The sequence below is a fragment of the Chloroflexota bacterium genome, assembly GCA_009840355.1.
Taxonomy (GTDB): domain Bacteria; phylum Chloroflexota; class Dehalococcoidia; order Lucifugimonadales; family JADFKI01; genus Bin90.
The window spans coordinates 1-25,021 of sequence record VXNZ01000017.1; the positions used below are offsets into that span (position 1 = coordinate 1).

Consider the following 25,021-nt stretch of genomic DNA (forward strand, 5'->3'; position numbering starts at 1 on the left):
CCAACGACCCCGACCCCGAAGAACTACACACCCAAAACCCTGCACATCCTGTTACTCCAGTTCATTCTGAGCCTGCCCTGAGCGCAGTCGAAGGGGCTGTCGAAGGACGCGCCCGCAAGCACACCGCAGCAGCCCAAATCCCCACTCCCAGGCTGACCATCCCCATCAACAACCGCAGCCCCTAAAGCCTTATCCATACCGTCCACATATTTCAGCCCAGTCCCAAGAAGGCTGACACATATCGCACGATAGCCTTTTCTTCTAGGTATTGCCTATACATGTTGGCACATGGCGCAGGGACAACCCTTATGGTTTCCCATCGCGGGACGCATGCGTTTCAAATTGCCTTAACATCAACACCTATCAGCGATACCTTGCCACCGTTCCTGGTGAGCCTGTCGAACCACGCGCCTTGATTTCTCGTCTTCGACACGTTCAGACCCTGCCCCTAGCGGAAGCAGGGGACGAACGGCTCTTTATTCAAATCACCTGAATGGAAACGCTATCAAATCGCATTCGCCGTCTTGCCTTTGAGTGCCGCACGGTATATCCTATTCTGCGGCGTTTGACGCACTGCGTCCGCCTTGACTTTGGACTGCGACACGGCAGAAATCACACGGGAGGTGCCATATAAAATGGCCGATCTGAGCAAGTCGGTTGCCATTGTTGGAGTGGCTGAATCCGACGAGATAGGAAGAGTAGAAAAGTCCAACCTGCAGCTTCACGCCGAAGCCGCTTATAACGCCCTCGAAGACGCCGGGCTGAAAATGAGCGATGTCAACGGTCTGATGACCGCCGGCACATCGACGATTAACCTGGGCGAATACTTAGGCGTCAACCCGACTTACACCGACACGACCGCAGTCGGCGGTTCGTCGTTCATCATCCACATCGCGCACGCTGTCGCCGCCATAAACGCCGGCTACTGCGACACGGTTCTGGTTACGCACGGCGAAGCGGGCCGCAGCGCTCGTTCACGCGCGGGCGCAAATGGCTCCGACGCGGGCCCCCAATACGAGTCCCCCTACGGATTCATCGGTGCGCCCATCAACTACGCGATGGCAGCACGCCGCTACATGCACATGTACGGCGAGCGCCGAGTGCGACAGGGCATGGCAGAGGTTGCTGTCGCGACACGCAAGTGGGCGAACCTCAATCCCAAGGCATATTTCAAAGACACGCCGATGTCCTTCGACGACTACCATAACTCTCGCTGGATCGCCTGGCCGTTCCATCTGCCGGACTGCTGTCTGGTAACGGACGCCGGCGGCGCGTATGTCGTGACCACGCCGGAGCGCGCGCGCGACCTGCCGAAGAAGCCGGTGTATGTACTTGGCGCGGCGGAAGGACACGACCACGGCGTCCTCAGCCAGATGAAGAACCTCACCCGCACATGGGCAAAGTACTCCGGACCGGCGGCGCTGCAGATGGCAGGCGTAACGCACGATGACATCGACCTCTCGATGATTTACGACTCGTTCACATACACCGTACTCGCCACGCTGGAAAGCCTCGGCTACTGCGAGCCCGGCGAAGGTCCGGACTTTGTGGCGAATCAGCGCACGGCGCCCGGCGGCGACTTCGCGATGAACACCAGCGGCGGCGGTCTGTCCTATACACACTCCGGCATGTACGGCATGTTCCTGGTGCTGGAAGCGGTCAGGCAGCTGCGCGGCGAGACTGGCGAGCGCCAGCTCGACGATCCCAAGCTCTGCCTCATCAACGGCACGGGCGGCTCGCTGTCCTCGACGGGCACGGTCGTTCTCGGCATCGATTAAGCGGCAAATATGGCAAAGCCCTGATCACAGTTGCATTAGACGATTAGGGCATTCCTATTCTGAACTCACTACAACGGAGAAGATAAATGACGCAAGCATACAACAAGCCTCTGCCCACGCCGCAGGTCGAGTCTGACATGTACTGGCAGAAGGCGAAGGAACACGAACTCTGGCTGCGCTACGACAATGACGCGCAGCAGTACTACTTCTACCCGCGCGACATTTCGCCGATCACGTTCTCGCGCAACACCGAGTGGCGACAGGTCAGCGGCAAGGCGACACTCTACACCTACGCCATCGTGCATCGCCCGCCACATCCCGGCTTCGTCGATGATGTGCCGTTCGTTACGGCGCTGGTGGAGCTCGACGAGGGTCCCATCATGCCAACCAACATCGTCATGGACGACCCCACGCCCGAAAAGCTAGTTATAGGCATGCCCCTAGAAGTAGTCTTCGAGGATGTAACGGACGAAATCAGCCTGCCCAAGTTCAAGCCCGCCTAACGCGGTAGCAGAACAGCAGACAGCAAAGGGGGCTGGCAATGTTGATTGCCAGCCCTCTCTAATACTTATCGGGAAATCAGTGGTTGATGCGGACAAGTCGTCAGCAAAACAAAGACGCTTCTCCTCGGAAGGTTATCCCTCGTCATCAACATGCTGGCACAGCATCCGCAGCATCGTGAACGGATAGATGCCGGTGTAGTGCCCATCGCTCCACAGGAATTGCAGGGCGTATCTGCCGATCTTCAGGTAGTCCAGCGCCATGATGTTAGCGTCAATGGTCGCCGGGTCGAGCAGCTTGCGGTTCGTCCATTCCTCGACGCACTCCGCGCAGGCGCAGTTTATCCGCAAATACTTTCCGGTATAGAAGCAGGTATGCCCATCCGTCCAATGAATGGTTACGCCTTCCGCGCTAAGCTCCACATTCTCGACACCCAACTCCGCTGCCATCATAATCGCACCTCAAGACATTGCAAAAGTCCCTTCCCCTTTATGAGAGAAGGCTAAAACTGCCGCTGCCAATCTTCCCCCTGCCAAGACAGGGAGCAGGGTGTGAGGTGAAACGCTCGCGCGGCGAACCACCCCACTGCCCCACTGACAGACTGAATAACTGACAGAATCCCTATCCCTGCTTAATCAGTTTCTGCATCGAGCGAAGTTCCTGAGGCGGGTCCATCTTGCTGCCGTAGTCGGCGTAGGACACTTCTGCCACATAGATGTCGCCCTTGGAATCAGTCGCGATGCCGTGCGGCGAGTAGAAACGCCCCGGTTCGTCGCCGTATGTCTGCGTGCCGAGCCGCGCCAGCCGGTTGCCCTGCGTGTTGTATATGCTCACGCGCGGGCCTAGATGCGTTCCCATCCGGTTGGGGTTGATGCCGGAGAAGTACTCGCCGACATAGATGAGCTCTTGGTCGCCCTTCGAGTCCAGATACAGGCACGCCGCGCGCGACATGTTCGTCCACTGCGCTTCAAACTTGCCCTCCGGGCTGAATATCTGGATGCGATGGTTTTCGCGGTCGGCGACATAGACCCAGCCATCCCTGTCCACGCCGACATAGTGCACGATGTTGAATTGCCCGGGGTCGTTGCCCGATTCGCCCCACGAGAACAAGTGCTTGCCATCCGGCGAATACTTGTGCACCGCCGCGTTGGTGTAGCCGTCGCCCACATAGAAATCGCCGTTACGCGGGTCGAATGCGACATGCGCCGGCGCGTTGAACGGCTTACCGCTCATCGGCGGCGATGGCTGTCCCGGTGTGCCGATGGTCATCAGCACTTTGCCATCCGGCGTCATTTGGCGAACGGTATGGTCGCCATTGTCCACGCACCACAGATTGCCGTCGGGACCTACGGTAACACCGTGCGGGTTGGCGAAAATGCCATGTCCCCAAGTCCGCTGGACATTGCCTTCCGTGTCGAACACTATCATCGGATGTGTGCCGCGATTGAACACATACACATTATCGTTGGCGTCCACATCGACGGCGGTCGCTTCCTTGTAAGTCGCGCCTTCCGGCAGGTTGCCCCAGTCATCGCCCGACACTTCATAGACCCATTCGCTCGAACCAAGCAGTACCATTCGTCAATCCTCCATCGGTTAATCATCGTCACTCTTCCGTCTGCGCCAAAGCGCACTCGGTTGAAATGATGGTATCAGCCAAGCGTCCCATGCACAAGAACAGCACTCCGAAATGAGAATATGCTCCACCGTGATTTCAATCGACCTATACCCTACCCTGCTTATCCGATATTCTTCAGCCCAACTCCACGCCTTGACCGATACTACCGAGTGCATATAATACGATTAAGTCATTCGTTAACTCTGCGTAAAGGAGCGTCTCACTATGGCAACCATTGAAGCACGCTACCGCGAGATGTTTGGCAAATCGGTGGATTGGTATGAACGCGGTAAGTCGCTGTTCGCGGGTGGCATTACGCACCAGACGCGCTTCACTTCGCCGTTCCCCGCGTACATCGATTATGCCGAGGGACCGTACAAGTACGATGTGGACGATAACCGGATTATCGACTTTGTGATGGGAAACGGCAGCTTGCTGATGGGGCACAGCCAGCCCGCCATCATCGAGGCGATACGCGAGCAAGTTAGCAGGGGCACGCACGTCGGCGGCGCGTCAACCCATGAAGTTCGGTACGCTGAAGCAGTCAAGAGTCTCGTGCCATCCTTGGAGCGTGTGCGCTTCACTGCGTCCGGCACCGAATCGACATACCTCGCGCTAAGGCTCGCCCGCGCATTTACAGGCAAGACGAAAATTGTCAAGTTTCTCGAACACTTCCACGGCTGGCACGATTATGTTACGCCGGAATCCGGGCAAGCGCTCGGCGGAGTGCCGCAGGAAGTGCTGGACACGGTAATCGTCGCGCCCGTGGACATCGCGGCGGTTGACAACATCCTGACGCAGGACGATGACATCGCCGCCGTAATCGTCGAATGCAACGGCGCGCATTACGGCACATTCCCATTGCAGAACCCGCATTTCTTGCACGACCTGCAGGAGCAGACGAAGCGGCACGGCGTCCTGTTCATAATGGATGAGGTAATCACAGGATTCAGGCTGTCGCCCGGCGGCGCGCAGGTACGCTGGGGACTTGAACCCGACCTCACCACGATGGCGAAGATTATTGCGGGCGGGCAGCCCGGCGCGGCAGTAGGCGGCAGAGCCGATATTATGGAACTGATGGCATTCCGCAACGACCCAGAGTGGGACAATGAAGGCAGGGTGCCGCAGGGTGGCACATACAACGCGCAGCCACTGACTGCCGTTGCCGGTGTTGCCGCGCTGAATGCAATCGCCAACGAAGGCGTCAACGCAAGAGCGGACGCGATGGCGGAACGGCTGAAGGATGGGCTGAATACGGCATTCATTCAGAACGAGGTTGCGGGACACGCGCACGGCATATCGTCGATAATCCATGTGAACCTGAACGCGGACTGCGACTGTGATCGCGGTATCTGCACGATGCCATATCAGCAGATATACGACACGATGCCCGCCGCCGCGACACGCACATTGCGTCGCGCTATGCTGGTCAACGGCGTGGATATGATGGGCGGCAGAGCGTTCTTCGTCTCGTCCGCACACGACGAGGATGTCATCGATCGTACTATCGACGCATTCTCCCAATCGCTGAAAGACCTTCGCGCAGAGGGCGAGTTGTAGAAGAATTGGAGCGTTTATGAGCAGGTTCGACGAACAGGTTGCGATAATAACGGGCGCCGCCACAGGCATTGGCTATGGCATCGCGCGGCGGCTGGCATCAGAGGGCGCGCGCCTTGTGATGGTGGACATCGACAGCGAACTCGGCGAGCAGTCCGCAAGCGAAATCTCCGCACGCAGCAGCGACACGCGGCTGGTAATCGGCGATGTGTCGGAGCAAGCCACGGCGGACGCCGCTGTGCAAGCAGCGTTAGACGCTTGGGGGCGCATTGACATCCTCGTGAACAACGCGGGCATTACCGGCATAGACGGCAACATCTGGGAGACAACTCTCGACGAGATGGACCGTGTGTATCGCATCAACTTGCGCGGCGTATTCGCGTTCTGCCACGCCGCAATACCCGCGATGCTAGAGCGCGACTACGGGCGCATCGTCAACATCGCGTCCATCGCCGGCAAGGAGGGCAACCCGCGCATGGTGCCCTACTCCGCGACCAAAGCAGCCGTCATCGGTCTCACAAAGTCGGTAGGCAAAGAACTCGCCAAGAGTGGCATCCGCGTTAACTGCGTTACGCCCGCAGTCGTGCACACACGCATCCTGGACGAACTCACGCCGGAGCAGGTGCAATACATGGTAGATCGCATTCCAATCGGCCGCACCGGCGAGATTGCCGAGATTGCTGCACTCGTCGCGTGGCTGGCGTCCGAAGAGTGCTCGTTCAGCACCGGCGGCGTATTCGACATCAGCGGCGGCAGGGCGACCTACTAGCCCATCCGTCACGCCAGCATCAGCAGGACGCCGCTGCACCGTTCATACAAGATTCTCAGGCGAAAGGAACATAAAATGCCGTGGATTCGTGAAGCGAACGAGCGTCTGCACTGGGCGAATGTCATCAACATTATGTCCATCAACCCCAAGGCGATGAAAGCCGTCAGCGACCTGAACAACGCGATCACTTTCGGCGCGTCCGCTCTCACTCGCACGCAGGAAGAGGCGATTGCGACCGCAGTATCCGTGCAGAATGAATGCCGCTTCTGAACGATGGCGCACGGGGAGTTTCTCCGTCACGAATCGGACGATCCGGGGTTGGCAAGCCATGTCATGCACGACTACCGTAACGCCGACCTTGAACCGCAGCTGCGCGCCATGCTCGACTACGCCACCAAGCTAACGCGCGAGCCGACGAACATGCAGGAAGCCGATGTCATCACCCTGCGCGAACACGGATTGTCGGATGAGCAGATTCTATCAGTCGCCCTGATCGCCTGCACGTTCAATTTCATGACGCGGCTCGCAGACGGATTAGGCGTAGAAGTGCCGCAAGAACGCCAAGCGTATGTGGAGACTTGGCTCGACAGCCCTGCCCGCGACCAAGAGTGGCTTATGAAGCAGAAGTAGCGCCGGGCGGTCAATCGCCGCTTGCGATGCGCGGTTGGGGCGATTCTTCCGGATCGGGCGATTCTTCCGACTCGGATGCTTCTTCCGCTTCCCAGTCAGGGATAAGCAGACTGTGGGTTGGCTCTAGGAAGACAATGTTCAGCGCACCGGCAAGACTCGTCGCGATTGAAGCCCAGAGCGCGATGTCGTAGCTGCCGAATATGTCAAATATCGGACCGCCAATCCAGCCGCCGAGCGCCATGCCCAAGCCTGCGCCCGCCATCTGCCAGCCGTGCGGCGCTCCGGTCGGCGCTTGCCCGTAATACTGCCGGTTGAGTATCGGGAACCCGCCGGTTTCGCCGCCGTAGCCAATGCCGAATACGATCGCGAATAGGTAGAACATCCAAACGTCGTGCGTCCAGAAGAGCATTAAGACCAGAATGCCCTGCAATGCGAAGAAGACGAACATTATCTTGCGCGTGCCGATAGTTTCGCACATTATCGGCACGAAGACACGCGATATGACACTGACCGCCGAAAGCGTGGACAGCACGCCTGTCGCCTGTAGGAGAGTCAGCCCTTCATTCACCGCCAGCGGCACGATGTACACCAGAATTATCGCGTGCCCAACGCAGCCGAGAAAGTGAATGCTGCTCATATTCCAAAACGCAGCGGTCTTGCGCATATAGCCGCTGAACAGCTTCGTGCGCTCCGGGTCCGGCCTGCGCTTTTGAACTTCAACATCGCCCGGACGGAAACCGTAAGGTTGAAGTCCTTTGTCGGCAGGTCTGTCTCTGAACAGACCGATGAGAAGGAACATTATCGCCGCGGAACCGACGCCAAGCGCGATAAAGGCGTTCTGCCAGCCCATTCCGTCTATGAGCCAGCCTACTACTAGCGCAGCAATCGCCGGACCAATCCCCCACGACGCCATGATGAGTCCCATCCCGACGCCGAGATGACGCCGGAACCAGTTCATCGCGGAAGGAATCAAAGGCACTAGGAATATCGCCTGCGCCACGCCGAGCAGCACGCCGAAGTACAGGTAAAGTTCCCAGATGGTGCTTATAAGTCCGGTGAGCAGCATGCCGGCTAGGAACATTGCGGTGCCGATCACCATTGCCTTGCGCGCGCCGAAGCGATCGCCAAACCAACCGGCAAAGGGAGAAGCCAAGGCGGTTACCACGCTCGAAAGCAAGTATGCGAACGTGATGCTGCCTTGGCTCCAGTTGAATGTCTGCTCCAGCGGGTCGATAAACACGCCGAACGCCATGCGGATGGAAGTACCGACCATCTGCATCACGGCGATGACCGTTACGATTACCCAGACATAGTGAGGATAGATGACGCGCCCGTAGTTTAGTCGGGCGCGGCTTTCAGACGGTTGCGGCTGCTGTGCCATTAACTGTTCTCTAAACCTCAGCTTGTCCTGGTTTACCCTAGTGTAGTGGGCATGCGAACAGGAAATATCGTTCCCATCCTTGTGCTTCCTGCGAAGTCGAATAAGGCAGCGTGTTCGCAGCGCCGGGCTGCCCTATTCCACCGGATAGTCCCGTAACAGACGCGGATGTGCCGGTTGCCGTCCTTGCAGTAGAGCTAAAGTCGAACTGCTGCGCGCCCTGCGTGGACGCATGCGAGACTCGCTCTTGGACGCGAGCGTCTGCCGCCCACGCGCCGAAGTATATCGTCAGCGCAAGGCTGATGGTTACTACCAGCACGAATTGCACCGGCATCCCCAATATACGCATGTCGTTTATGCGCGATTCCACCGGGATTTCCTTTGCCTTTGAGAGCGTTTGTTTTCCTGCTTTGCAACGCAGTTACCGCAACTTGCAGTTTTAGTTGGGAACCGCCGCCTCTGCGATGGACATCAACTCTTCGTCGGACATGTCCAGCTCGATGTGGTCGCCGTGCGGCTGTGGAACTTCCAACCCGGTCTTGTAATAGACTTCGAGCGTGTTGCCCTCAGGATCGTCGGCGTACATACCAAACGCGTTACCATGGCTTACGATGCGCTGGATGTTCACACCTTCGCTCGTGAAGGCGCGGTAGAAGTCCTTCAGCTCCGAAATCGTCTCGACCGTGAAGGAAATCTGCTGCACGAGCTTGCCGTCGGCTGGCACATCGCGCCCTTCCATCAACACGAACTCGTGGTGCTCCACATCCGGATTGGCGCTCATGAACACCATGCGGCGCTGCTCAAGATCTTCGTCCGTAATCTCCAAGCCCATCACGCGCGAGTAGAAATCGCGCTGACCCATCAGGTCGTTCACATAAATGCCCACATGTCCAAGCCCGCTAACTCTAGGCATAGTATAGCCTCCTGCCCTGCGTCGTCTCGCATTGTATTGGTAATGGATACTGCGCTTTACGCTGACCGTCCATCTGTGTCTCTAATGGATAATATAACTCATACTTTCAATTTTGGTAAGCCATCCTGCCAAATGCGTACGGTGCAATCGTGTTTTGCACGCCGACAACAACTGTTATGCCTTGTCCCCAGCCGCCAAAGAATTCAATTGCTCATTCAGACCCATTCATTCAGACCCATTCCAGCCTGCCATTCAATTCCGCCAACAGCGCATCGAGAGGCAGCGACGCCAGCGACGCCAGCCGCATGTCCGCCGTGTCGAACTTCATGCGGTCGGTCATCGGGTTTGGCACTACAACACAGTACAGCCCCGCCGCCTTCGCCGCAGTCAACCCATGCATCGAGTCTTCTATCGCAAGCGCGTTCTCCGGGCGCACTCCCAGCCTATCTACCGCCATCGTATAAAGATCAGGAGCCGGTTTGGCGCGCTTCACATCGCCCGCGTCCAGCACAAACTCGAAATAATGCAGCAATTCCCTGCTATTCAGATGTCCTTTCGCCCAGCCCGGAAGGGAACTTGACGCCACTGCAAGCTTCAGTTGCATGTCCTTTGCGGCAGCCAGATACTCTTTCACGCCTGGCAGAACGGGGTTTTCGTCAATACGCTCCAGGTAACGGCGGCGCATTCGTGGACGGACTTCCGCCCGCTCGATATGCTGCCCCGACAATTCGGCAAGGTGCTTGTAGATATTGAAATCGTCACTGTGCCGGCCGATAGCCCACTCCCACACATCGCGCTCCAGCGAGACGCCGTAAGAATCGAACACCTCCTGCCATGTGTCAAACTCTGGCGTCTCCGTATCTATTATCAGCCCGTCGAAATCAAAGACGATTGCTTCAATCAAGTTATTTCCCCAAGTCATTTGCCTGTTATGCCTAGATTGAAATCACTCGCGACATTATATCACCGGTTGGAGTTATCGCCGAAAAGCAATCCGTTGACACTTTGGATATAATATCAGCAGCAATTCCAATGATTTGTCCAATGATTGGCGGAGTAACTATGTGCGCCCTAGAAGTGAACCTGCGAGCCGACGAAGAGATACTGAGCGAGGCGGATTGGGCGGTGTTGACGAACCAGCGCCTCGTCGCCGCGCTCAACCGCAAAGACCGCACCGAGATTACCGACGAGGCAGACATCTCGGATGTCGTCAGCTACAAGAAGTCCAACGGCGGGCAGGAAAGCCGTTTGCAGCCTGGCTTGATGCTTCTAGGCGCCGGTGCCGCCATCACCGTGCTGCAGATTATATTTGCGACCGCGATACCCTCGCAGACCGCCGAAATAGTCCTATTCTTACTCGGCGCCGTGGGAATACTCGTCGGCTTCTACCTAGTTATCGGCAGCCTGATGCGCATTAAGCCATTCACGGTCATCGTATTCACCGTCGTCGGCTCTCGCGATATTCCTGTTCATTTTGCCGGACAGGATAACCCCGAAGCCGACCGGATGATTAACCTGTTTACGCGAACCAAGCGGGGCATTTGACCCCTTGCAGCGGCGGGACTGATGAGCCGTGAGCACACAGCGAATAGCCTTTGCCCTCAATCCTAACCTTCTCCCAGAGAGGTAAAGGGCTCATTGAGAATAACGGTCGGCGTTGGTAGGAAATTCGCGGCGCTAGCTTTCTTTTGCAGCGTCAGGCAGCGGCGGGGCGCGGGTTCTCCGGACGCAGCGCGGATACGATTAGTGCAGCAAACATCACCATTGCGGCGGCGAAGAAGGCGCGCTTCATCCCCCCGATGAACACTAGCTTTATCTCGATGCCGCCCGTTTCCGTTACCGCCGACAGATCCGGCGCGAAGCCCTGCGACGACATGGTGAACACGACTATCGCCGTGAAAATCGCGATCCCACTCAGGCTTGCCGAAGTGCGCACGAGATTCAGGAACGCCGATGCAACACTGAACTTACGGCTGTCTATTGCCGTCATAATCGCGCTCGTATTCGGCGATGAGAACAGCCCGATGCCTGTGCCTTCGAGAAATATGCTGAACATGACCTTCATGGTCGATGAGTCTTCGTCTAGCGTGGAAAACAGCAGCATCCCCGTGCCGGCGAGCGCCATTCCGACGACGGTCAGCCAGCGCGTGCCAATCTTGTCGGACAGCCGCCCGCTAACCGGTCCCCATACGCCAATCGCGATCGACCCCGGCACCATCAGCAGACCCGCGTGGCTCGGTTCCAAGCCAAGCCCTTGCACAAGGTAGAACGGCATAATGAAGTACACCGCCGACCCCGCGAGGAACGACAAGAAGCGAGCCGATACGCCCAACGAGAACACCTTACTGCGGAAGAATGTCAGGTCGAGCATCGGCGCTTCTGCCTTGCCTTCCCACCAGACAAACAAGGCGAGAGCCGCGACCGCCGCGCCGATTCCGCCAAGCACCACGGGCGAATCCCAGCCGAGCCGGTGCCCGTTCGTGATGGACAGCAGGAAGCAGACTAGCACTATGGACGACAACGCCGCGCCTGTCCAGTCGAAGCTTGTTCTTGCGGGCTGACTGTCGTCGCGATTCACCTCGCGGCGCAGAACGACGGCAGCGAGCAGCAGCGCAATAATGCCTACACATGCGCTCGCCGCATATATCGAGCGCCATCCGAGCAGACTGACCAAAGTGCCGCCTATCACCGGTCCGCCGACTGCGCCGGCGCCGATGATGGACATATACAATCCGATGGCTTTGCCGCGCTCTCGCTCAGGAAAGATGTCCGCGACCATCGCCATGCCGTTTGCCTCAATACCTGCCACACCTATGCCTTGCAGCAACTTCGCCGCAATCAGCATCGGAAACGCGACCGCAGTGCCGCCGATTGTCGCCGCCGCCACAAATATGGCGAAGCCAACCATGAACACATGCGACCGCCCGAATATGTCTGACAGCCGCCCGACAGGCATAAACATCACGCTTGTGCTGAGCGTGAACCCTAGCGCGATCCACTGCGCCGCCGGTAGATCCGCGCCAAAGTGCTCCGCGATTCGCGGCAGCGCGATGTTCACGCCCGATTGGTCGGTAACGGTGAGAAAAAGACCCAGAGCGACGGACGAGAACACCCACCACTTGTAATTCGCGCTGCGCGTGATGCGCGCGACGGGGCCCAGAGCGAGATTCATTCAGTCATCGCCCTAGTCGGATTCGCCGGGAAGGATAATCTTCCGCAGGGTATGCCTGCGGTTGTGCGTGTACGGCCGCACTTCCGAGGGCCAGCGGCCGGACTCGGACGCTTCCATCCACGCGTCGCTGGTGATGACATCCGGGCTTTCTACCTCATATATCGCGCTGTACTGCGGCTCGTCTTCGACTACGATTGTTTTCAGTTCGCCACCGATGGCCAGCGTCAGCTCCTGCCGCTTGAACCGCGCCACCGACACGACCCCCGGTACCTTGTTCAGCAGCGGCACATGCTCGGTGTCGTACACCTCGTTGAACAGCGCCTCCTGCTCCGCAGGAATGTCCATACTGGCCGTGAATAGATATCGTCCCTTGACTGGCATGATTTACTCCTTTCGTGTGTGTGCGTCGTGCGCGATTATAGCAGACTTACCACTTGGCACGATTGTGTGACATCCATTCGGAAAGCGCGCCCTGTCCTTGCCCTGCCCTTATCGCATGTTCATGTTACAATACGGCGAAATTCAAGCCAGCGGCATCAGATAGAACTACCGCAAGCAATGCCATGGGAGGCGCGCATATGATTAATAGGTTCGGCAGCCTGTTCGCAGGCCACATCGACTTGGACGACATGGGCTTTGACGCCACGCCCGCAAACGATCGCTTTTATTCCAACGAGCGGCTTGCGACCGTGTTCGACAAGACGGACGCCATCGCCAAGACTATGGACGACAAGGGCTACAGCACCTTTTGGATGGCGGAGCATCACTTCCAGCGCGAAGGCTACGAGTGCATCGGCAACCTGCTGATGGAAGCCGTCCACCTATGCCATATCACCGACAACATCAAGATTGGCTGTGGCTTCAACATCGCCCCTATGTGGCATCCGCTGCGTCTCGCAGAAGACTACGCGACCGCCGACATCCTAACGAAGGGGCGCACGATTTTCGGCGTGGGAAGGGGCTACCACACCCGTGAAGTCGAAGTGTATGGCAACCCGATGCTCGACTCGGACGCCAACCGCGAGCTGTTCGAAGAGCAAGTTGACGTCATCATGAAGGCGTTCCACAGCGATTCGTTCTCGCACCACGGGAAGAACTACACCATCCCGCCGCGCGTACCTTATCGCGGTTACGAGCTAGAAGAGATAACGCTAGTCCCGCGCCCACTGAGGCAGCCGGTCGAGTGCTGGCAGCCTGTGGTCAGTGCCAGCGAGCGCGGCTTGCGCTTCATGGCGAGGCACGGTATCAAAGGCATCATCGGCGGCGGAGCAGCGCCCGGCGGCGCAGCGCAAGCAGCCGTGGAAGCGTGGCAGCGCATCGAGGCAGAGCACGGCAGGGAGACCGAACAGGGCGGCAACCTCATCGTCAGCTTCTCTGTCTATCTCGCCGAGTCCACCGATAACGGCATTCGAGAGGCACGCTCGTTCTTCGAGGAAAACATGAAAATGTTCGCCCCGCTCGGCTTCGTGCGCGGTCTGACGGACGAGCAGATAGCGGCGCTAGGGGACCCAGACAAGGTGTACACCGCGAACCTGCCCACACTGGATCAGGCAGTCGAAAGCGGCGCGTGGCTCATCGGCACGCCGGAGCAGGTAACCGAGCAGCTGATGGGCGTGCAAGAGCGGTGGCCTGGCTTGGAGGAAATCAATATTGGCATGCCCGTGGGCACGCCGCAGTCGGTCATAGTCGAGCAGCTCGAGCAGTTCGCCGAAGAGGTAATGCCTGCCTTCAAGGGCTAGTATAGCAAGAGAAAGAAAGCGGGATCATAGCTAGGATACCCCTATTATTGGAGCCTCAGCCGGAAGGAGGGCACACTGTTACCTCCCCATTGCTGCTAGAGTTGATAACCGAGGGCGACACCTTGTCCAAAGCGATGATAAACGCGGAGGATGCCTTCGCGGTAGTTTTGGAGATATACGAGGACGAGGGACTCCCCTTGCCGCCGGGCATCCAAGCGGACGACGTCTCACGTCAACCATCTTAGGGGCAACCCTAGTTGCCCCTATTGCCGCGTGAGAGGCGCGGAAACCCACCCATACTACTTGCCCGCATCCTCGTTCCGCCGCTCCCACCATCCATTGTACTTGGTCTCCGGCAGCTGTCCGTCTTTTGCCAACTTGACAGTATCAGCATAGGCGAACTTCACTGCGCCTTCAAACTCGTCGAGAGTGCCCTCGTTGTGGAATACGCGGTCGGACGCAGGTTCGCGGTCTCGCCAGTCGCGCTGGCTTGCAAGCCGCTGGTTCGCTTCTTCGACCGAGAATCCGTTGCGCTGCATCAGCCGTGTCCGCGCGATGCTTTCGTCGCAGGCGAACAGCCACACGACGTCACACCAGCGCCCATAACCCGCTTCGATGAGATTCACCGCCTCTAGCACAGCCACATCATCATCACTCAGCGTATCGTTCCATTCATCCACAACATCCTTGACCGCCGCCGCAATGTCGCCGATAGCGGTGGTCAGCTTCGCCATCTCATCGGGCTTGCCGAACACCTTTGAGCCGAGTATTTTACGGTCAATGTAGCCGTCCGCGCCGACAATCTCATCGCCAAATACCGCTACGATGCGATCGAACGCGGGCTTACCCGGGTCGTATAGCCGGTGTACCAGCCTGTCCGCGTCCAAGTGCGTAGCGCCCCGCTCCGCAATCAGCAGGCACGCGCTGCTCTTGCCTGTCGCAATCGATCCCGTAACTCCAATGATTAATGGCATGGTGTCCAACCTCTGGCAGTTATTTCGTAAGGTGTTATTATACGCAGGCAGAAAACGTCGCATGGGGAGTGTGACCTGTTCATAGTACAGCATGTTCACTCCATCCTGACCTTCCAAGCAATAAAAGGGCAGGCGCAATCCACAATATGCTCACATCTACCGCAGACTTAAGTCAATTCAAACTCGATGGCAAAATCGGCGAAGGCGCCGACTCTGAGGTGTTCGCGGCGACGGATTCAGCCACCGGCGATGCAGTCGTCGTCAAGCGCCCGCATCCAATGCTGATTTCGCGCGGACAGCACAGCGCCGTCGAGAGGCGCATGGCGAGTGCAATTGCGCTGCGAGAACAACTCGGCGACACGCTGCCGTGTGTGGCGAAATTGATTGGATACAGTCAGTCCGCAAGCCACGACGACTACTTTAGCGATACGCTTGGCGAGTCGTACAGCGTGGTCGTAGAAGAACGCGCGCGCGGCATTCCACTTGTCGCTAGCGCGATGGATGGCATCAAGCGCCATCCAATCGGGCTGCCGCAGAACCTGTTTGCCATTCACCCGGTCCTGCCGCACTTGGAACGCGGCAGGTTCAGCATATTGCGCGACTTGCTGGAAGTTGGCAGAGCATTCGATAACGCAGGCGCGCTCATACTCGATATGCGCCCGCAAAATATCTACTTCCATCCGGGTAGCGCGACGATAATCGTCATCGACATCGGCGGCGTAACAGAGCCACAAGCGACAAGTGGCAGAAAACCACTGCTAGACCTGCACGACTTTTACCTTGAACTGTTCAAGTGGTACATACCGAACACCACACCGCAGCAGCAGGCAACAGGCTATGCGCAGCCCATTGGTATGGAGACGATTCCGATGTTCAACCAGAACTTGGACACGATAATTCGACAGCACACGGACGCGCCGGACGGAGATTGGCACGACGCGGCTATCCACATCCTGCGCAAGGTCAAGGCACGAACTTATCCCGGATTCGACGCGTTCTCGGCTGACTTTGAGGCGCTCTTGGACTTGCTAAATGCCCACTACGAACGCCTATCGCATTGCGAAGGCATCCGGAAAGCATGGCAAAAAGCCGCTGAGTTGCTTACCGCTGACTACTGGCGCAAGTATCAGTTCGACTCTGACAGCCTTAGCGCATACAACCGCTAGTTTCCGACGCTGACGCCGTATTCGTTCGTCGGGTCGCGGTAGATTGAGTGGTAATGGCCCGTATCCGCGCCGACGCCGCCCTGCGTGGAGTATTCGATGATGAGCGCAGGCGCCTGAATGCGGTAGTAGATGGGGCCGCTGCCATCAATCTCGCCGTGCCACGCGAAGCGCGCATCCTTGATTTGCTCGTCCAATTCGGCGACGCGCAGCTTGCGGCTTTCGTCGTCGAGAATATCGAACCACATAGCCACCGTGTCCGCGAGCGTTTGCCGCTGCGCCGTGCTCCAATCGGCGACGCACGAGCCTTCTAGCGCTGGAATGAAGCCGTCATGCCCTGCGGCTGTCCACACTTCAAGCGGCCGGTCGCCGACCATAGATCGATTGCGTTGCTGCTCGTTTAGTGCGTTGATGAGCGCTAAGCCCGCTTCGAGTTCCGGCGCGAGTGGCGCAATCGTCTCGTCGTACGCTTCATACTCCGCCGGTTCGATGCCGATGAATGTGGGCGACATGTAACTGATGCCGTCCACCAGCGTTACATTGACGCCGAGGTGATGCCCGCCGAACTGCCAGCCCCACTTCTCGCTGTCCGATGGCGTGCCGAAGAATGCAAGCCAATAATTCTCGTCTGTCCAAGCGAAATGCGGCGCGCGCTCTGTATGCGACAGCACTTCGTCCGCGCCCACCACATCGACGACTTTTTTGTAGCCCTTCGCGCTCAACGCCGTCGCCAGAAACGCGAAAATCGCGGACACTTGCTCGTCGTTCATATCGCCGATGCGCGCGCCGTTGCGCTCGAAGTCCAAGATTCCCGCCGGTAGGTTAGACCAGTTTGGGCGAACAGGATCGTCAATCGCGTACATCGCGGAAGATCGCTGCCCGTCGTCCAGCAATGAGAGAAATGCGTTAGCGGCGGCAACAGTAGCAGAAGTCTCATCGTCGCCCGCAGTAAAACGCAGCTCCGCCCCACGTGCCGCAATCTCCGTTACACGAGTCCTACCCATTTCAACTACCATAACCTACCTCTTTCTTATCCTCTCTATTCTATGCTTCTATGCTGCCCTTCCGGTTAGAAAAGATCGTCCGCAGAGTTCTTAGGCTCATATCCCAGAACGGCGCGCGGATGCTCCAAGTCGCGGTATGTCCACTTGTTGTTGGATGTCGCGAGGAACACGTCGTATCGCAGGCTATCCGGCGCGTCCACGCACAAGTGCAGGATCTGCGCCACATCGTCGTGACTCAGGTAGATTGAGCGGTCGCGCACTGCGCCAAGCTTGTTGTCCTTCGTTACGCGTCCGATGCGCACGCACAGCACGGACAGGTCGAAGTAGTCGGAATAGTAACGCCCCAGCGCCTCGCCGAATACCTTAGCCGCGCCGTAAATGCCTTCCGGTCGGATCATCTCGTGTGTAATAGGCGCGAAGTCGACAGGCACATTATCGTAGTCGCCGTCCGCGATAGACTTGTACGGCTCGACGAGTTCGTAGCCGCGAATCGTGTTGCCGCTGCTGGCGAACACCACGCGCTTGACACCTGCGAGCCGCGCAGCCTCGAATACATTGTAGGTGCCGATGATGTTGCCGCGCAGCTGCCCCTCAAAGTCGTCGCTGCCGAGATACGCCGCCAAATGTACGACGACATCCTTGCCCTCACACGCAGCCTTGACCGCATCGAAGTCGGATATGTCCGCTTGATAGCATTCGACGCCTTCGACTGCACTGCGATTCAGCGCGCTGAGTTCGTAGCCGCCGGCCGCTTCTAGCCGCTCACGCAGCAGCCCGCCTATGAGTCCGCTCATTCCGGTAATCAATACCTTTGTCATGTTCTCTCCTAGCCTATGTCTTCAGAGTTGCAAGTGGGATCGACGTTCTTCACCCCTATCGTACCCATTCCTGGGGGAGGGACAATACTGGCAGCATTCGTGCCATGTCTGTCTCGTCAGTTGCATTATAATGTACCATCAAATCACGGCGTGAGCAGAGCCACATCGCGGGCAAACTCATCATGCGCAATCTCAGAAGGGACACAACACCGGAGGCAGGATTATGGCAGGCGCGCTGGAAGGCATTCGGATTCTGGAGTTCACGGAAATTATCGCCGGTCCGTATGGCGGCATGCTGCTCGCCGACATGGGCGCGGATGTTATAAAGATTGAACCGCCTTGGGGCGATCCTTGGCGGCATGCCCTTCCAATTGAGCCGGGCGAGAGTAAGACATTCATGAGCCTCAACCGCGGCAAGCGCAGCCTTACACTCGACCTCACAAAGCAAGAAGGGCGCGATGTCGTGCACCGCCTAGTCGTTGATGCCGACGTGGTGATAATCAACTACCGGCCGGATGTATCTTACAACCTGAGCATCGACTACGAGACGCTTTCCGCCATAAATCCGCGTCTGGTTTACTGCGACAATACGGCTTTCGGGCGCAAAGGTCCGCACAGCCAGCGTCCCGGCTACGACATCATCGCGCAGGCGCTGACCGGAATCATGGCGTCCGAAGACAAGATTGACGATGGCGTGCCGCAACAGGTCAATTCCACGCCCGTCGCCGATTTTTCCACAGCGCTTGCCATCGCTTGGGCAGTCTGCGCCGGGCTGTTCCACCGCGAACGCAGCGGCAAGGGGCAAAAGATAGAGACGACGCTGCTCGGCTCCGCGCTAGCTGTGCAGCCCTGGCGCTTTATGGAAGTGGAACGCACCGACACGGAAAGTCGCGCCGAATTCTTCGAGACGCTGAAGATAATGAAGGACGCCGGCGTGCCATACGAAGACACGCATGGTTTCTACCGGCAGCACTTCGACGCGGCGCGCGGGCGGACCAAGCACGCCTACTATCGCACATATCAGGCTGCGGACGGCGTGCTTGCGGTCGGCTGCCTAAGCGACCCGCTGCGCAAGCGAATGGCGGATGTGCTAGGTCTGCGCGACATTCGTTTCGAGCCGGACTATGACATGTACAGCGATGAGACGCGCGAATTCAACATCAGACTGAACGCGCAGGCGGAGGAGAAATTCCGGCAGCGCACGGTCGCCGAGTGGCTGCGAATACTCGACGAGGCTCGTGTTCCTGCCGGCCCGGTGCGCTTCGTCGAAGAACTTGTCGATGACGAGCAAGTTGTGTCGAACGGTCTCGTGGTGGAACTGGAACACTCTGTCGTTGGCAAGGTGAAGATGGTCGGCCCAATGCTGAAGATGAGCGAGACGCCATTGCAACCGACACAGCCGTCCCCTGCGCTCGGGCAGCACACGAAAGATGTGCTGCTGCAACACGGCTACACCGCCGCGCAGTTAGAACAGCTGCGCGAGCTAGGCGTAACTCTCTAACGCAGTAGCTACTGTCGATTTAAGCCCCTTTACTAACCCTCTCACATCACATAGGACGATTTAGTAGGTTTTGAACAGGCGCAACACCCAATTTTAGTTGAAAGGCAAGCCGTCAGCGATTTATAATTCAGGAGTATCCGTAGCTGGCGGGGTTCGCTGGCAGGACAAAGCGAGAAAGCAGGGAGGAAATCTTAGAGATGACCTATATTATTGCCGAGCCGTGTGTTGACCTGAAGGACAGCGCGTGCGTGGATGTTTGCCCAGTGGACTGCATCTACACCGAAGACGAGGACAACCAGTATTTCATCCACCCGGACGAGTGCATCGACTGCGCCGCCTGCGAGCCTGTATGCCCTGTAGTCGCAATCTTCGCCGAGGACGACGTCCCCGAAGAGTGGCGCAACTACATCGACCTCAACTACGAATACTTCGGACTGACGCGATAAGTGAAAGTCTGAATTCCACTCACTCCTCGCAGTGAGGCCGGTCGGCAATCAATCGATCCCGCCTCACTTCGGCAAGGGCAGAAATTGGGGCAGTTTTGCTATCGCGCAAGAACGCGTATCGCCGCTTTGGGAGTTCAGGCGTGTATGCGTGAAGCGACTTGATAGCATCGACTCAAAACCCTCCACATTTCGCAGCGATATGTGGGTGGGCTTTGGTATTCGGATGACGATATTGCCCAGCGGCTTTGCCCCGATTCGCACTAGCCTGCATTATCGGAAGCCGCTCAGCAATCTACAGGCAGCGCCAGGAGGTCCAGCATAACAATGGTTACTATCGAATCCACGCCGGAAATGGCGGCGAAGGTATATGAGACTATCGAGCGCAATCTCGAAGTCGTTCGACGACGACTGAATAGGCCACTCACGCTCGCCGATAAGGTTCTGCTGGGACATCTCGACGACCCCGAAAGCCAGGAGATGATTCCGGGCGAATCTTACCTGAATGTGCGCCCGGACCGCGTGATACTGCAAGATGTGCTGGGTCAGACCGGCATGCTCCAGTTCATGCAGACTCAGCGCGAATCGGTTGCCGTTCCGACGACGATACACTGCGACCATCTGATACAGGCGCGCGTCGAGGGCGCTTCGGACTTGAGTGAGTCTCTCGCGGAGAACAGTGAAGTCTATAACTTCCTGCGCTCGGCGGCGGCGAAGTACGGCGCGGGGTTCTGGGGTCCCGGCGGGGGCATTATCCACCAAGTCGCGCTGGAAAACTACGCCTTTCCCGGCGAGCTCATGATTGGCACGGATTCGCATACCCCAAACGGCGGCGGGCTTGGGTCTTGCTCGGTCGGAGTGGGAGGCGCCGACGCCGTTGAGGTGATGGCAGGCCTGCCCTGGGAAGTATTGTATCCTCGCCACATCGCAGTGTACCTTACCGGCGAAATGAGCGGATGGACGGCGCCAAAGGACATCATCCTGTATGTCGCGGGCGAACTCACCGTATCCGGCGGCACTAACGCCATCGTCGAGTACATCGGGCCGGGCGCGCGCACCATCAGCGCGACAGGCAAGGCGACTATAACCAATATGGGCGCAGAAATCGGCGCGACGACTTCCATGTTCCCCTACGACGACCACATGGGCGCGTACCTCAAGGCGACGAATCGCGGCGGCATCGTACCGCACGCGGAGGCGAACAAGCACCTGCTTGAGCCGGACGCCGAAGTGGAGGCGAATCCGGAAGAGCACTACGACCGAGTGGTGCGTCTCGACCTGTCCACGCTAGAACCGCACATGGTCGGACCGCACTCGCCTGACCGCGCACGCCCGATTTCGCGGCTCGCCGCGGAAGTGGCGGACGGCAGTAACGAATTCGTTGACGCTATATCAGCCGCGCTAATCGGCAGTTGCACGAACTCGTCCTACGAAGACATGAGCCGCGCAGCCGATGTCGCCGAGCAGGCGAAGGCAGCAGGCATAGCGACCGCAGTGCCTTTCATGGTAACGCCCGGCTCCGAGCAGGTGCGCGCAACAATCGAGCGCGACGGGCAGATGTCCTCGCTGCTCGATATTGACGCCACGGTGCTCGCCAATGCGTGCGGCCCGTGCATCGGACAGTGGCGGCGCGCGAATGAGGCGAACGCCGAACCGAATACAATCGTAACTTCGTACAATCGCAACTTCCCGCGCCGCAACGATGGCGCGCCGACAACAATGAACTTCATCGGCAGCCCCGAAATCGTCACGGCGATGGCAATTGCGGGCAGCCTGTCCTTCAACCCGCTCACCGACACGCTGACGGACGGCGAGGGCAACGAGTTCATGTTCCAACCGCCCGCGACCGCTCCGGAAGTGCCGAGCCAGGATTTCGCAAGCGGCGCGTCCGTCTATGAGCCACCGCCTGAAGACGGCAGCGGCATCGATCTCGCGGTTGCGCCGGACAGCGAGCGCATCCAGCTTATGCAGCCCTGGCCCGCGTGGGACGGCAACGACTTCACCGATATGCCCGTCCTGATGAAGACGCAGGGCAAGACGACGACCGACCACATTTCACCCGCCGGCCCGTGGCTCCGCTATCGTGGGCACTTAGACAAGTTCAGCGACAATATGTTCATGGGCGCGACGAATGCTTACACCGGCGACGCCGGCACTGGCAAGAATGTCATAAGCGATGAGGAAGGCAGGGCGATTTCCGCGATTGCGCGCAACTACCAATCGCAGGGCGTCAAGTGGGTCGTGGTTGGCGACGACAATTATGGCGAAGGCAGCAGCCGCGAACACGCAGCGCTGTCACCGAGACTGCTAGGCGGCGCGGCGGTCATAGCGCGTAGCTTCGCCCGCATCCACGAGTCCAACCTGAAGAAGCAGGGCTTGCTCGCGCTCACATTCCAAGACGCGGCGGACTACGACAAGATACGCGAGGATGATCGCATCAACCTCGTCGGCCTTGCGGAAATGGCGCCTGGCAAGCCCGTAGAGTGCATCGTTTCGCACGCAGACGGCACAAGCGAGACACTGCGTCTCAACCACACCTTCGGCGAATCGCAGTTAGAGTGGTTCAGACTGGGATCCGCGCTCAATCTGTTCCACAGATAGGAATTTGTCGGAAGTTCAAGCAAGAGATAACGACAGGCAACACACAGGGGCAACCAATAATGGTTGCCCCTTCTACTTGATGATGAATTTTGCGATTGCGCCGGACTATTCCGGCTCGGTGCCGACCCATCCGCCCTGCGAGATGTCGATCATCACGCCGTCCGGTCCGCCGTACTTCGTCTCGACATTGCGTCCGCCGTGTCCTTGCTGCGGCGCCATACCACCGTGCAGCGCGTCATTCACATCGTCCATCGGGAACGCGCCGGCGCCCTTCATTTTGATGTCCGCCGCCGCCGCGTCATCTACCTGAAAGCCGATGTGATGAATGCCACTGTAATCGCTATCGACATCGCCGGTAACCACATCGTTCTTGAACTTGAGGATAGCCATATTGACATTCCCGTCGCTCAGGTAATAACCGTCGGCATTCGCGCTGGTAACCTTGCCCACTTCTTCCAGCCCCAGCACATCCTTATAGAACGCCGCCGTCTCGTCCGGGTTCTGCGATGAAATTGCGATATGCTTGATTTTTGCCATGTCTCCTCGCTCTCGCGGTCCATGCCGCACTAACTTTGTGTTTAGTTTTCATCGGAACATTGCTGCCAATATATGGACGACTGAAACGATTGTCAATCCCGCCTGTCCACTCTGCCCATTCCTATCAGTCTCACGCTACCCGCAGACTTTCGTTCATAGTAAAATACACCCACGAAACGATCGATTTCAGGAGAGAGCCATTGCGGTGTCCAAATTGCCAGCGTGAATCCGCAGGGAACGCAGTCTTCTGCAATCACTGTGGAACGCAGCTGCAAAAAATCTGCGTCAACTGCGATAGCTTCAATCCACTTGACAGTAACTTTTGCAGCCGCTGCGGTTCGAGCTTGTCTCCCGGTTTGCAGGAGTCAGAGACGCCAGCCTACCAGGAGGCACAGGCAAGTTCGCCTGCCTCTTCTACGGCATGTCCGCGCTGCCACAAAGTCAACGAACCCGGCTCCGCATACTGCTACTCCTGCGGGCTTCCGTTAGACGACATTGATGACGCTTCTCAGCCGTCAATAATGCAGCAGCCGCGATACCGCCCATATGCTCAGTCGGATACGCAACAGCCATACGAGGATTATGCCGCACGGCCTGCCGGCTTTTGGATTCGACTTGTGGCTGCATTGATCGATGGCGCTATTCTCATATCGTTCACTTTGATTCTGGTAGGAGTGATCCCGGGAGTTTCCCTCTCTGAGTATCTTGGCAACATTTCGCTGGACTTGGAACCTGAAGAAACCACTCCGCTCTGGTTCGATGTAGTAGATATTACTTTGAATGCGATGTATTCAGCAGTTCTTGTCTGGTTATGGTCTGCAACCATAGGTAAGATGATATTTAGACTTCATGTAGTACGTACAGATGGCTCCAAAGTCGGCTTCGGCAGGGCCCTTGCGAGATGGGGATGCTACTTCCTCTCAATCATCACGCTCGGCATAGGATTCCTGATAATTGCCTTCCGCAGGGACAAACGCGGCTTGCACGACCTGATTTGCGACACAATGGTAGTCAAGCGGTAAGGTCGTCCAGCCGTGGAATTGCTGACTTATCCCCTGCTCGCCTTTGCGCCCGCCGTATTCTGGTTCTGGTTCTTCACGCGCAAGGACACCTACCGCCCAGATCCGAAAAGGCTCATATCCCTCACCTTCTTGCTCGGCATGCTGTCCACCATACCGGCGGGCATTCTCAATTTAATCTTCCTTGACGAGTCCGTCTTGGATGAGAGAGCGAACATCGCATCGGTAGCTAGGGGCATGCTATTAGTCGTGGGACCGGTCGAGGAGATAAGCAAGTTTCTGGCGGTATGTCCGGTGGCGTACCGCTCATTGTACTTTGAGGAGCCGAGCGACGGACTTGTGTATGCCACCGCCGCGAGTCTCGGCTTCGCCTCTCTGGAGAACTTGCTATACATCCTCGAATTCGGTCCCGCCGTGATGATTGGCAGAGCGCCGTTAAGCACTGTGGCGCATGTGATATTCGGCTGCTTCTGGGGCTACGCGCTGGGCAGGCGCACCATAGCCGACTCTCGCGGTTTCATCATTATCGCAGGCATAGGCGCAGCTGCTCTGGTCCACGGCATGTTCAACCTGTTCCTGTTCGCCTTCCCGCCCATATCGATAGCCTTAGTAGTCTTGGGCGTCTGGTGGACGCTGCGCCGCTTCAATTGGGCACGACTGGTGTCTCCGTTCAGATATAGGCGCAACTACCCGCGAATCGCCTGTCCAGCATGCAGCCGGCGCATAAGCGTCATTAGCCGCTATTGCCAGTCCTGCGGAACACCAGTCTTCGCATATCATACCGAGATTTACTGCGGCAACTGCGACGCGCCAAATCGCCCCGGAGCAGACTACTGTACACGCTGCGGCGACCGCCTGTTGCACCGGACATAAAACCACCCCATCCTGCACATCAACGTTAACTCC

Annotated in this window: 27 protein-coding genes; 15 read left to right on the forward strand and 12 right to left on the reverse strand. The window is 57.9% G+C overall.

Annotated elements, in window-relative coordinates:
* The first annotated feature begins 635 nt into the window (after positions 1–635).
* Positions 636–1,778: a thiolase gene (locus F4X57_04310; GenBank protein MYC06382.1), complete on the forward strand. Its 1,143-nt coding sequence runs from the start codon at positions 636–638 to the stop codon at positions 1,776–1,778.
* Positions 1,779–1,864: 86 nt separating this feature from the next.
* A complete protein-coding gene (locus F4X57_04315; GenBank protein MYC06383.1) occupies positions 1,865–2,281 on the forward strand; it encodes a hypothetical protein in 417 nt (138 codons plus the stop codon).
* A 132-nt stretch (positions 2,282–2,413) separates the two neighbouring features.
* On the opposite strand, the gene F4X57_04320 is transcribed toward F4X57_04315, so the two are convergent.
* A complete protein-coding gene (locus F4X57_04320) occupies positions 2,414–2,731 on the reverse strand; it encodes a DUF971 domain-containing protein (protein ID MYC06384.1) in 318 nt (105 codons plus the stop codon).
* 169 nt (positions 2,732–2,900) lie between these two features.
* Positions 2,901–3,857, reverse strand: a complete 957-nt coding sequence (locus tag F4X57_04325; protein MYC06385.1) for a hypothetical protein — start codon at positions 3,855–3,857, stop codon at positions 2,901–2,903.
* A 265-nt stretch (positions 3,858–4,122) separates the two neighbouring features.
* Between F4X57_04325 and F4X57_04330 the strand changes: the two genes are divergently transcribed.
* The 4 genes from F4X57_04330 (at position 4,123) to F4X57_04345 (ending at position 6,853) form a co-directional block, all read left to right on the forward strand.
* Positions 4,123–5,457: an aminotransferase class III-fold pyridoxal phosphate-dependent enzyme gene (locus F4X57_04330; protein ID MYC06386.1), complete on the forward strand. Its 1,335-nt coding sequence runs from the start codon at positions 4,123–4,125 to the stop codon at positions 5,455–5,457.
* A gap of 16 nt (positions 5,458–5,473) precedes the next feature.
* The gene (locus F4X57_04335) at positions 5,474–6,223 is read left to right on the forward strand and encodes an SDR family oxidoreductase (GenBank protein ID MYC06387.1); all 750 of its coding nucleotides are present in this window, start codon (positions 5,474–5,476) and stop codon (positions 6,221–6,223) included.
* Positions 6,224–6,298: 75 nt separating this feature from the next.
* Entirely contained in the window at positions 6,299–6,493 is a 195-nt protein-coding gene (locus tag F4X57_04340; GenBank protein MYC06388.1) for a hypothetical protein, read from the forward strand.
* Positions 6,494–6,496: 3 nt separating this feature from the next.
* Positions 6,497–6,853, forward strand: coding sequence for a hypothetical protein (locus F4X57_04345; GenBank protein ID MYC06389.1), 357 nt, complete (start codon positions 6,497–6,499; stop codon positions 6,851–6,853).
* A 10-nt stretch (positions 6,854–6,863) separates the two neighbouring features.
* Here F4X57_04345 and F4X57_04350 read toward each other — a convergent pair whose 3' ends face one another.
* The 4 genes from F4X57_04350 to F4X57_04365 form a co-directional block, all read right to left on the reverse strand.
* Positions 6,864–8,234, reverse strand: a complete 1,371-nt coding sequence (locus F4X57_04350; protein ID MYC06390.1) for an MFS transporter — start codon at positions 8,232–8,234, stop codon at positions 6,864–6,866.
* Positions 8,235–8,271: 37 nt separating this feature from the next.
* Positions 8,272–8,601, reverse strand: a complete 330-nt coding sequence (locus F4X57_04355) for a hypothetical protein (protein ID MYC06391.1) — start codon at positions 8,599–8,601, stop codon at positions 8,272–8,274.
* 69 nt (positions 8,602–8,670) lie between these two features.
* Positions 8,671–9,144, reverse strand: a complete 474-nt coding sequence (locus tag F4X57_04360; GenBank protein MYC06392.1) for a glyoxalase — start codon at positions 9,142–9,144, stop codon at positions 8,671–8,673.
* Positions 9,145–9,373: 229 nt separating this feature from the next.
* Positions 9,374–10,066, reverse strand: a complete 693-nt coding sequence (locus F4X57_04365; GenBank protein MYC06393.1) for an HAD family hydrolase — start codon at positions 10,064–10,066, stop codon at positions 9,374–9,376.
* A 140-nt stretch (positions 10,067–10,206) separates the two neighbouring features.
* Here F4X57_04365 and F4X57_04370 point away from each other — a divergent pair, with 140 nt between their 5' ends.
* Positions 10,207–10,689 (forward strand): hypothetical protein, encoded by a 483-nt coding sequence (locus F4X57_04370; protein ID MYC06394.1) that lies wholly within the window; start codon positions 10,207–10,209, stop codon positions 10,687–10,689.
* A gap of 151 nt (positions 10,690–10,840) precedes the next feature.
* Here F4X57_04370 and F4X57_04375 read toward each other — a convergent pair whose 3' ends face one another.
* The gene (locus tag F4X57_04375; protein MYC06395.1) at positions 10,841–12,316 is read right to left on the reverse strand and encodes an MFS transporter; all 1,476 of its coding nucleotides are present in this window, start codon (positions 12,314–12,316) and stop codon (positions 10,841–10,843) included.
* 12 nt (positions 12,317–12,328) lie between these two features.
* Positions 12,329–12,697 carry a hypothetical protein gene (locus F4X57_04380; protein ID MYC06396.1) on the reverse strand — a complete coding sequence of 123 codons (369 nt, stop codon included), beginning with the start codon at positions 12,695–12,697 and terminating at the stop codon, positions 12,329–12,331.
* Between the two features lie 182 nt (positions 12,698–12,879).
* Here F4X57_04380 and F4X57_04385 point away from each other — a divergent pair, with 182 nt between their 5' ends.
* Positions 12,880–14,055 carry an LLM class flavin-dependent oxidoreductase gene (locus F4X57_04385; protein MYC06397.1) on the forward strand — a complete coding sequence of 392 codons (1,176 nt, stop codon included), beginning with the start codon at positions 12,880–12,882 and terminating at the stop codon, positions 14,053–14,055.
* Positions 14,056–14,078: 23 nt separating this feature from the next.
* Complete coding sequence (locus tag F4X57_04390; GenBank protein ID MYC06398.1) at positions 14,079–14,300, forward strand: type II toxin-antitoxin system HicB family antitoxin; 222 nt, start codon at positions 14,079–14,081, stop codon at positions 14,298–14,300.
* Positions 14,301–14,354: 54 nt separating this feature from the next.
* On the opposite strand, the gene F4X57_04395 is transcribed toward F4X57_04390, so the two are convergent.
* The gene (locus F4X57_04395; protein MYC06399.1) at positions 14,355–15,122 is read right to left on the reverse strand and encodes a dephospho-CoA kinase; all 768 of its coding nucleotides are present in this window, start codon (positions 15,120–15,122) and stop codon (positions 14,355–14,357) included.
* A gap of 53 nt (positions 15,123–15,175) precedes the next feature.
* On the opposite strand from F4X57_04395, the gene F4X57_04400 reads away from it, so the two are divergent.
* Positions 15,176–16,195, forward strand: coding sequence for a hypothetical protein (locus F4X57_04400; protein ID MYC06400.1), 1,020 nt, complete (start codon positions 15,176–15,178; stop codon positions 16,193–16,195).
* Here F4X57_04400 and F4X57_04405 read toward each other — a convergent pair.
* The gene (locus tag F4X57_04405) at positions 16,192–17,208 is read right to left on the reverse strand and encodes a DUF3500 domain-containing protein (GenBank protein ID MYC06401.1); all 1,017 of its coding nucleotides are present in this window, start codon (positions 17,206–17,208) and stop codon (positions 16,192–16,194) included. The two genes, F4X57_04400 and F4X57_04405, sit on opposite strands and share 4 nt — an antisense overlap.
* Positions 17,209–17,261: 53 nt before the next feature.
* A complete protein-coding gene (locus F4X57_04410; protein ID MYC06402.1) occupies positions 17,262–18,014 on the reverse strand; it encodes an NAD(P)-dependent oxidoreductase in 753 nt (250 codons plus the stop codon).
* A gap of 223 nt (positions 18,015–18,237) precedes the next feature.
* Between F4X57_04410 and F4X57_04415 the strand changes: the two genes are divergently transcribed.
* From F4X57_04415 to F4X57_04425, 3 genes are all read left to right on the forward strand, one after another.
* The gene (locus tag F4X57_04415; GenBank protein ID MYC06403.1) at positions 18,238–19,515 is read left to right on the forward strand and encodes a CoA transferase; all 1,278 of its coding nucleotides are present in this window, start codon (positions 18,238–18,240) and stop codon (positions 19,513–19,515) included.
* A 197-nt stretch (positions 19,516–19,712) separates the two neighbouring features.
* Entirely contained in the window at positions 19,713–19,961 is a 249-nt protein-coding gene (locus F4X57_04420; GenBank protein MYC06404.1) for a ferredoxin family protein, read from the forward strand.
* Between the two features lie 324 nt (positions 19,962–20,285).
* Positions 20,286–22,559: an aconitate hydratase gene (locus F4X57_04425; GenBank protein MYC06405.1), complete on the forward strand. Its 2,274-nt coding sequence runs from the start codon at positions 20,286–20,288 to the stop codon at positions 22,557–22,559.
* Positions 22,560–22,664: 105 nt separating this feature from the next.
* Here F4X57_04425 and F4X57_04430 read toward each other — a convergent pair whose 3' ends face one another.
* On the reverse strand, positions 22,665–23,096 hold the full coding sequence (locus F4X57_04430; protein MYC06406.1) for a VOC family protein: 432 nt from the start codon (positions 23,094–23,096) through the stop codon (positions 22,665–22,667).
* On the opposite strand from F4X57_04430, the gene F4X57_04435 reads away from it, so the two are divergent.
* Both F4X57_04435 and F4X57_04440 read left to right on the forward strand, forming a co-directional pair.
* Positions 23,090–24,118: an RDD family protein gene (locus F4X57_04435; protein MYC06407.1), complete on the forward strand. Its 1,029-nt coding sequence runs from the start codon at positions 23,090–23,092 to the stop codon at positions 24,116–24,118. The genes F4X57_04430 and F4X57_04435 overlap by 7 nt on opposite strands.
* 12 nt (positions 24,119–24,130) lie before the next feature.
* Positions 24,131–24,988: a PrsW family intramembrane metalloprotease gene (locus F4X57_04440; GenBank protein ID MYC06408.1), complete on the forward strand. Its 858-nt coding sequence runs from the start codon at positions 24,131–24,133 to the stop codon at positions 24,986–24,988.
* Positions 24,989–25,021: the final 33 nt, after the last annotated feature.

Coding starts and splice junctions, on each gene's coding strand:
- F4X57_04310 (MYC06382.1), top strand. CDS start 636: ATGGCCGATCTGAGCAAGTCGGTTGCCATTGTTGGAGTGGCTGAATCC.
- F4X57_04315 (MYC06383.1), top strand. CDS start 1,865: ATGACGCAAGCATACAACAAGCCTCTGCCCACGCCGCAGGTCGAGTCT.
- F4X57_04320 (MYC06384.1), bottom strand. CDS start 2,731: ATGATGGCAGCGGAGTTGGGTGTCGAGAATGTGGAGCTTAGCGCGGAA.
- F4X57_04325 (MYC06385.1), bottom strand. CDS start 3,857: ATGGTACTGCTTGGTTCGAGCGAATGGGTCTATGAAGTGTCGGGCGAT.
- F4X57_04330 (MYC06386.1), top strand. CDS start 4,123: ATGGCAACCATTGAAGCACGCTACCGCGAGATGTTTGGCAAATCGGTG.
- F4X57_04335 (MYC06387.1), top strand. CDS start 5,474: ATGAGCAGGTTCGACGAACAGGTTGCGATAATAACGGGCGCCGCCACA.
- F4X57_04340 (MYC06388.1), top strand. CDS start 6,299: ATGCCGTGGATTCGTGAAGCGAACGAGCGTCTGCACTGGGCGAATGTC.
- F4X57_04345 (MYC06389.1), top strand. CDS start 6,497: ATGGCGCACGGGGAGTTTCTCCGTCACGAATCGGACGATCCGGGGTTG.
- F4X57_04350 (MYC06390.1), bottom strand. CDS start 8,234: ATGGCACAGCAGCCGCAACCGTCTGAAAGCCGCGCCCGACTAAACTAC.
- F4X57_04360 (MYC06392.1), bottom strand. CDS start 9,144: ATGCCTAGAGTTAGCGGGCTTGGACATGTGGGCATTTATGTGAACGAC.
- F4X57_04365 (MYC06393.1), bottom strand. CDS start 10,066: ATGACTTGGGGAAATAACTTGATTGAAGCAATCGTCTTTGATTTCGAC.
- F4X57_04370 (MYC06394.1), top strand. CDS start 10,207: ATGTGCGCCCTAGAAGTGAACCTGCGAGCCGACGAAGAGATACTGAGC.
- F4X57_04375 (MYC06395.1), bottom strand. CDS start 12,316: ATGAATCTCGCTCTGGGCCCCGTCGCGCGCATCACGCGCAGCGCGAAT.
- F4X57_04380 (MYC06396.1), bottom strand. CDS start 12,697: ATGCCAGTCAAGGGACGATATCTATTCACGGCCAGTATGGACATTCCT.
- F4X57_04385 (MYC06397.1), top strand. CDS start 12,880: ATGGGAGGCGCGCATATGATTAATAGGTTCGGCAGCCTGTTCGCAGGC.
- F4X57_04395 (MYC06399.1), bottom strand. CDS start 15,122: ATGCTGTACTATGAACAGGTCACACTCCCCATGCGACGTTTTCTGCCT.
- F4X57_04400 (MYC06400.1), top strand. CDS start 15,176: ATGCTCACATCTACCGCAGACTTAAGTCAATTCAAACTCGATGGCAAA.
- F4X57_04405 (MYC06401.1), bottom strand. CDS start 17,208: ATGGTAGTTGAAATGGGTAGGACTCGTGTAACGGAGATTGCGGCACGT.
- F4X57_04410 (MYC06402.1), bottom strand. CDS start 18,014: ATGACAAAGGTATTGATTACCGGAATGAGCGGACTCATAGGCGGGCTG.
- F4X57_04415 (MYC06403.1), top strand. CDS start 18,238: ATGGCAGGCGCGCTGGAAGGCATTCGGATTCTGGAGTTCACGGAAATT.
- F4X57_04420 (MYC06404.1), top strand. CDS start 19,713: ATGACCTATATTATTGCCGAGCCGTGTGTTGACCTGAAGGACAGCGCG.
- F4X57_04425 (MYC06405.1), top strand. CDS start 20,286: ATGGTTACTATCGAATCCACGCCGGAAATGGCGGCGAAGGTATATGAG.
- F4X57_04430 (MYC06406.1), bottom strand. CDS start 23,096: ATGGCAAAAATCAAGCATATCGCAATTTCATCGCAGAACCCGGACGAG.